This window comes from uncultured Campylobacter sp., assembly GCF_963517995.1.
Classification (GTDB): Bacteria; Campylobacterota; Campylobacteria; order Campylobacterales; family Campylobacteraceae; genus Campylobacter_A.
In genome coordinates this window covers 1-7,292 of the sequence record NZ_CAUQHQ010000113.1, presented here as the reverse complement: position 1 = coordinate 7,292, position 7,292 = coordinate 1, and the positions used below count along the sequence as shown (strand labels likewise).

The following is a 7,292-nucleotide window of genomic DNA, read 5'->3' as shown; positions in this document are numbered from 1 at the left end:
CTTTTGGTCTCCGGGATCGCTAGCACCTCGTAGCGCGCCTCTCTCGTTAAAAATTCGATCGTAATCACGTCACCGATCTTGACCTCTTTAGCCGGTTTGGCTACGACGCCGTTTACGCTCACGACGCCGCTTTTGCACATGTCTTCGCTGACCGCGCGCCTTTTTGTGATATTTACGGTATTTAAAAACTTATCTACTCTCATAGCGGTAATTTTAGCCAAATTTGGCTTAAATTTTTAATTCCTCGCCGCTACATATTAAATTTAATGTAAATTTGACGTTTAGCGAACGCGATTTTAGCGGAAATATTTATTCCAAATTAATCAAATTTGGCTAAAATACGCGTCATCTCAATATAAAGGATAGAGAATGAAAAAAGACGTGAAAAAAGTCGTTCTCGCCTATTCGGGCGGACTTGATACGAGCATTATTTTAAAATGGCTGCAAGACGAGTACAAATGCGAAGTGGTGACCTTTACCGCCGATATCGGTCAGGGCGAGGAGCTAGAACCCGCACGCCAAAAAGCGCTAGAGCTCGGCATAAAACCCGAAAATATATTTATAGAGGATTTAAAAGAAGAATTTGCGCGGGATTTCGTATTTCCTATGTTTAGAGCAAACGCCGTTTACGAGGGCGAATACCTACTAGGCACCTCGATAGCTCGCCCGCTAATAGCTAAAAAGCAAGCCCAAATCGCCGCCAAAGTAGGCGCCGACGGCGTGAGCCACGGAGCGACCGGCAAAGGCAACGACCAAGTGCGCTTTGAGCTAGGCTACTACGCGCTGGGAGATAACCTAACTATTATCGCTCCTTGGCGCGAGTGGGATCTAAACAGCCGCGAAAAGCTACTAAAATACGCCGAAAAAAACGGTATCAAAATAGAAAAGAAGCCGGGCAAAAGCCCCTACTCTATGGACGCAAATTTGCTCCATATCAGCTACGAGGGCTTAGTACTTGAAAACCCTGCTCACGCTCCCGAGGCCGATATGTGGCGCTGGACGGTAAGCCCGAAAGACGCTCCAAACGAAAGCGAAATAATAGAAATCGGCTACGAAAAAGGTAATCCCGTTAGCATAAACGGCAAAAAAATGAGCCCGGCGGCGCTGCTAGCCGAGCTAAACTGCTTAGGCGCCAAACACGGTATCGGTAGACTCGACCTCGTCGAAAACCGCTCGGTCGGCATGAAAAGCCGCGGCTGCTACGAAACTCCTGGCGGCACGATAATGCTAAAAGCTCACCGCGCGATCGAGAGCATCACGCTAGACCGCGGCGCGGCGCACCTAAAAGACGAGCTGATGCCTCGCTACGCAGAGCTCATCTATAACGGCTACTGGTGGTCGCCTGAGCGTATTATGCTGCAAGCGCTCATCGACAAGAGCCAAGAAAACGTAAACGGCACGGTCAAAGTCGAGCTCTACAAAGGCAACGTCATCGTGCTAGGACGCGACAGCAAGACGGACAATCTCTTTAGCGAAGCGTTTTGCACGTTTGAAGAAGACAGCGTGTTTGACCAAAAAGACGCGAACGGATTTATCAAGCTAAACGCGCTAAGATTTATCATCGGACGCAAAAATGGACGCAAATTTAACTAAATAAAGGATAAAAATGAAAGTACTACTAATAAAAGACGTAAAATCGCTCGGAAAAGCCGGCGAAATCAAAGAGGTAAAAGAAGGCTACGGAAATAACTTCCTAATCGGAAAAGGCTTTGCTAGGGCTGCGACTCCCGATGTTTTGCGCCAGTACGACGCTGAGCAAAAACGCAAGGCCGAAGAGCTAAAATACGAGATCGCAAATATAGAAAAGCTAAAATCCGAGATCGAAAAAATCACGCTCAAGGTTAAAAAGCCGCTCGGAGCAAACGGAGCGCTCTTTGGCGCGGTGACAAAGGATGAAATTTCAGAAGCGCTAGAAAAAAATCATCATCTAGTCGTAGATAAAAAGGCATTTGACTTCGCGCACACCATAAAAGCGACAGGTATCTACGAAGTGGACGTCAAGCTCGGTCACGCCGTGCGCGCCACGCTAAAACTAGACGTCGAGGGCGAATAAGTGTTTCACGCGACTACCATTTTAGCCTACAAAGGCAAAAATAAATCAGTCATCGGCGGCGACGGACAAGTGAGCTTTGGCAACACGGTGCTAAAAGGCAACGCGGTAAAAATCCGCAAAATCCACGGCGGCAAGGTTCTAGCTGGCTTTGCAGGCAGCACCGCCGATGCGTTTAATCTCTTTGATATGTTTGAAAACAACCTCGAGCACGCCAAAGGCGACCTGCTAAAAGCAGTGATCGAGTTTAGTAAAGAGTGGCGCAAGGATAAATATCTGCGCAAGCTAGAAGCTATGATGCTAGTGCTTGACCGCGAGAAAATTTTCCTTTTAAGCGGAACCGGCGACGTCGTAGAGCCCGAAGACGGCAAGATAGCCGCCATCGGAAGCGGCGGCAACTACGCCCTATCCGCAGCCAGGGCTCTGGATAAATTTGCCCAAATCGACGAAGAGAATCTCGTAAAAGAGAGTCTAAAGATCGCGGGCGAAATTTGCATTTACACGAACACGAATATAAAAACCTACGTTTTAGAATAGAGAAAAGATGAATTTAACCCCAAAAGAGATAGTGAAATTTTTAGACGATTACGTCATCGGGCAAAAAGACGCCAAAAAGATCATCGCCATCGCGCTACGAAACCGCTACCGCAGGATGAAACTGGATAAAACGATGCAAGACGATATCATGCCAAAAAACATCCTGATGATAGGCTCGACGGGTGTAGGCAAAACCGAGATCGCAAGGCGTCTGTCAAAGATGATGGGCTTGCCGTTTATCAAAGTAGAAGCTAGCAAATACACCGAAGTGGGCTTCGTAGGACGCGACGTAGAAAGCATGGTGCGCGATCTGGCGGCTGCATCGGTAAATTTAGTCAAAGCCGAACAGCGCGAGAAAAACCGCGAAAAAATCGACGAATACGTAAAAGATAAGATAATAAAAAAACTCCTGCCGCCTCTACCGACGGGTGCGAGCGAAGAGAAAAAGGCAGACTACGAAAAAAGCTATGAAAAGATGATGAGCAGGCTAGAAAACGGTGATCTAGATGATCTTAGCATCGAGATAGAAGTCGTACAAAACAGCTTTGACACGGGTGCGAACGTGCCGCCCGATATGGCGCAAATGCAAGAGAGCTTCGCCAAAATCATCGGCCTAAGCAACAAAACCGTCAAAAAAGAGATGAAGGTAAAAGACGCCAAAGAGGCGCTCAAAAACGAAGCTAGCGATAAAATTTTAGATATGGAAAGCATCAAAACAGAAGCCGTGCGAAGAGCCAAGAATGAAGGCATAATCTTTATCGACGAGATTGACAAGGTCGCGGTTAGCTCCGGAAACTCAGGCAGACAAGATCCGAGCAAAGAAGGCGTACAGCGCGACCTGCTGCCTATCGTGGAGGGCTCGACGGTGACGACTAAATTCGGCGCCATAAAGACCGACCATATCCTTTTTATCGCCGCGGGCGCCTTTCACATCAGCAAGCCAAGCGATCTAATCCCGGAGCTTCAGGGACGTTTTCCGCTGCGAGTCGAGCTTGATAGCCTAGATGAAAATGCGCTGTATCAAATTTTAACCCAGCCTAAAAATTCGCTACTCAAACAATATGAAGCGCTTTTAAAAACCGAAAACGTAGAGCTTAAATTTAACGATGAAGCCATCAGGGCTATCGCCAAAATAGCTCAAAACGCCAACGAAAAAATGGAAGATATCGGCGCTAGACGCCTACACACCGTGATCGAGCGCGTGATCGAAGATATCAGCTTTGAGGCTAACGAGCACGGCGGCGAGACAGTAGAAGTGGACAAAGCCCTCGTAGAAAAGCGCCTCTCGGACGTCGTCGAGGACCAGGATCTAGCGAGATATATCTTATGAAATCAGGCTTTGTTAGCATCATAGGCCGTACAAATGCGGGCAAAAGCTCACTTTTAAATTTTTTGCTTGATGCGAAGATCACCATCGTCTCGCACAAGCAAAACGCCACGAGGCGCAAGATCAGCGGTATCGTGATGAACGGCGAGGATCAGATCGTTTTTACCGATACGCCGGGACTTCACGAAAGCAACAAGACGCTAAATAAGCTCATGATAAACGAAGCGATAAAATCGATGGGCGACTGCGATGCGATCGTGTTTTTAGCGCCTATTCACGACGACATAGACGACTACGTCAAATTTTTCAATCTAAATCCGCAAAAACCTCATGTCTTGGTGCTTACCAAGGTCGATGAAGTCTCAAACGCCAAAGTGCTTGAAAAAATCGCACAGTATCAAAAATTTCAAGACAAATTTACTGCGCTTTTGCCTTTTAGCGTCAAAAAGCAAACCTACAAAAAGCCGCTTTTGGATGAAATTTGCAAGCTTTTGCCTGAGCACGAGTATTTTTACGATCCGGAATTTTTAACGCCGACAAATGAAAAGGAAATTTTTCGTGAATTTATCCTTGAGGCGCTCTACGGCAATCTACGCGACGAGATCCCCTACTCTACCGACGTGCTCATAGATAAGGTCAAAGAAAAACCGGAAATAACCGAAATTTATGCCACCATAATCACCGAGCGCGAGATACACAAATCTATGATTATCGGAAAAAACGGGCAAACCATCAAAAGAATCGGGATAAATTCAAGAAAGTTAATATCAAATTTTACCGGACAAAAAATCCTCGTAAAGCTCGTTGTAGTCGTTAAAAAAGACTGGCGCAAAGACGAAAAAACTATAAAAAGCTTGAATATTTTATAAACGTTTGTTAAGTTGCGTCACTTTTTATGATATAATACATATGTGATTTGTCTACGATTTAGCAGTGGCTAAATTTAAAGCAAGTCGCAGATAAAGAAAGGGATAAAAATGGCAAAAAGTAAAAACGCTACTCCTGCAATAGTCGCGTATGATCCATACTTGCAAACATCTTTTGCTTTTTCCGACAACAAAATTCAACCCGTGGAATTAAGCAAAGCTAATAAAAATAGCTATTTTGTGTCATACATAAAATATAAAGATCTTATTGTAGGAAACGTGGAGATACCGTCCTCAAGCGAAGAAGACGATGTATCGAATTTAATCACGATTAAAGCCTATGAGTTATTTAGTTTGGATCCGGCAGCCGAGTATAAAATAGTATATAACGAATTTAACGGAGTTTCGTCCGAAAATAAAATTTTCAATGTCTTTATATCAGATGTATTATCAAGCGATAAACTATTTTCGCTATTTGTCAAAAAAGTACCGTATATAGACTATGTAGTAGCCGCCCCTTTGGCTTTTGAGGCGCTGTATAAGAAAAATATACTATCAGCTCAAAACGTAGATGCATTTATAGTAATGCAAGAAGACGATGCCTTTATAACCGTATATCAAAACGGCGAATATGCGCAATCAAGGCCGTTTAGATACTCATCACGAACTATCAGCGAAAAATTTTCCACCCTAAGCGGCGATAAGTTAAACGATAGCTCTTTTTTTAATATCATAAAAGACGGTACAAATACGCCAAATGAAAGGAATAAGTCTCTTATAGTAGAAATTTTTGATGAGATAATTTATTATACTAGCGATGTAATTGATAGCTTAAATAGATTTGGCGGGGCCAATGTATCAAATTTATATATAGTCTCAGATATCCCGATGGGAGATTTTTGCGAATGTATTAAAGAAAAAATTGGCTTAACGGCAAGCAACCTTAATGTTTCGGTAGCCATAAACTCAAAAGAAGTTCAAGCTAGTACCCTAAATGAAATCTTAATAGTTAATGCGCAGTACTATCAAGAGACACGCGACAATAGCTTTAACTTTTCAAATTTTTTAAGGCCGCTTCCGTTATTCCAGCGCAGTAGCGGTAAGCTAATAATGTATTCTCTGCTGGGTATTTTAGGCGGTATAGCTTGGCCGATATATCTTTACGTTTTTGCTACGATAACAGATATAGATACTGCCGACAAAAGAAGCGAGCTCGAAGTCAACCAGAGAGACTTAGAGAGGATAGAAGCAGAGCTAGCAAGACTGCAACAAGAAAAAAATAATATAACCGCAAGTATCGGGCTAGAAGAAGAGAGGATGAATTTTAGAAAAAATACGATCTCTGAAATTTATAATAAAAAAGTAGAATATCCTATGAAAAGTATAGTTTTGTTTGAACTTAGTAATCTAATAAACAACAAAGATATACAAACAGCCAAGATAGTGAATTCAAATAGAGATATGAAGATTATGTTAGTTAGCAAGGATGAGAAAAAACTGACTGAACTTATACAGAATATTAGTAATTCAGATAAATACTCTATAACGACGAAAGAGATATCTTTAGATAAAAAATACGGCGTTCCTTCATATGAAACAAATGTTACTATAAAGATAAAATAATGAGAAATGATAATATTTTTACAAAAATCGATAACTATTTCGATAATAAGAAACCAAGTGAAGTTTCCGTGATGCTTCTTGCAAGTCTAATACTTAGCGGAGTCGTTATATACTATGCAATCATGCCGTATGCACAAGAGTACCATGACAGCTCAATGTCTGAAAATAGCTCTGTGACAACCAAGCTAAATGAAGTTAATAGTAAACTTGATAGCCTAAGTTTAAATAACGATAGAAATAACGATAGAAATTTCAAAATAAATCAAGAAAAAAATAGCATTAAACAATTGCAAATAAAACTTGTAGATACGCAAAAAATGAATCAATACTTTGATGATAAGCTAAAAGAGTTATCTTACTTGATATTTAGTGAACAAAGCTGGGCCGACTTTTTAGATAACTTAGCTTTGCTAGCAAATAAAAATAATGTAAAAATAACAAAAATATCAAACACCTTTAAGGAACCTAGCGCCGAAAAGATAGAGCAAATGCTAGATATAAACATATCAGTAGACGGGGGCTTTAAAGATATAGTAGGATATATTAATGCCATTGAAGAATCAAAATTGGTTGTTGATGTGAACAATATTGATATCAATTCCACAAACGGAAAACTTAATGGTAATCTAGGAGTGTATGTATGGGGAATGAAATATCAATGAAAACATACGGTATTGCTTTACTATTGTTAGCAAATTTGGCATCTTTTGCCAGCGATACCCAAAGCGAAATTGAGGGGTATGAGGATAAATTTGCGGCTATAAACAAAGAAAGGAAGGGACTTGATGCTTCTGATTTAAATAAGCTGTCGGATCCTTTTTTTAAAACAAAATCTGTTACATATGATTCTGAAGGCAACTCTACAGCTAGCCTATTTGAACTACAAGCC

8 protein-coding genes and 1 pseudogene are annotated in these 7,292 nt (G+C 41.9%); 8 read left to right on the top strand and 1 reads right to left on the bottom strand.

Features of this window, described 5'->3' with window-relative positions:
• Positions 1 to 203: S4 domain-containing protein (locus RYL88_RS10165; protein WP_314991037.1), on the bottom strand; the 203-nt coding region annotated here is incomplete at its 3' end.
• Between the two features lie 166 nt (positions 204 to 369).
• Here RYL88_RS10165 and RYL88_RS10160 point away from each other — a divergent pair.
• The 8 genes and pseudogenes from RYL88_RS10160 to RYL88_RS10125 all read left to right on the top strand — a co-directional run.
• Complete coding sequence (locus RYL88_RS10160; RefSeq protein WP_314991036.1) at positions 370 to 1,593, top strand: argininosuccinate synthase; 1,224 nt, start codon at positions 370 to 372, stop codon at positions 1,591 to 1,593.
• Between the two features lie 13 nt (positions 1,594 to 1,606).
• A complete protein-coding gene (gene rplI, locus RYL88_RS10155) occupies positions 1,607 to 2,053 on the top strand; it encodes a 50S ribosomal protein L9 (RefSeq protein ID WP_314991035.1) in 447 nt (148 codons plus the stop codon).
• Positions 2,054 to 2,587: an ATP-dependent protease subunit HslV gene (gene hslV, locus RYL88_RS10150; RefSeq protein WP_314991034.1), complete on the top strand. Its 534-nt coding sequence runs from the start codon at positions 2,054 to 2,056 to the stop codon at positions 2,585 to 2,587. It abuts the gene before it with no gap.
• 7 nt (positions 2,588 to 2,594) lie between these two features.
• Positions 2,595 to 3,917: an HslU--HslV peptidase ATPase subunit gene (gene hslU, locus RYL88_RS10145; protein ID WP_314991033.1), complete on the top strand. Its 1,323-nt coding sequence runs from the start codon at positions 2,595 to 2,597 to the stop codon at positions 3,915 to 3,917.
• Positions 3,914 to 4,783 (top strand): GTPase Era, encoded by an 870-nt coding sequence (gene era / locus RYL88_RS10140; RefSeq protein ID WP_314991032.1) that lies wholly within the window; start codon positions 3,914 to 3,916, stop codon positions 4,781 to 4,783. The genes hslU and era overlap by 4 nt, the downstream gene beginning before the upstream one ends.
• A 108-nt stretch (positions 4,784 to 4,891) precedes the next feature.
• On the top strand, positions 4,892 to 6,403 hold the full coding sequence (locus RYL88_RS10135; protein ID WP_314991030.1) for a hypothetical protein: 1,512 nt from the start codon (positions 4,892 to 4,894) through the stop codon (positions 6,401 to 6,403).
• Positions 6,403 to 7,065 (top strand): type 4a pilus biogenesis protein PilO, encoded by a 663-nt coding sequence (pilO, locus tag RYL88_RS10130; protein ID WP_314991029.1) that lies wholly within the window; start codon positions 6,403 to 6,405, stop codon positions 7,063 to 7,065. The genes RYL88_RS10135 and pilO overlap by 1 nt, the downstream gene beginning before the upstream one ends.
• Positions 7,044 to 7,292 (top strand): annotated as a pseudogene (locus RYL88_RS10125) (hypothetical protein); the annotation flags it as partial. The gene pilO and the pseudogene RYL88_RS10125, both read left to right, overlap by 22 nt.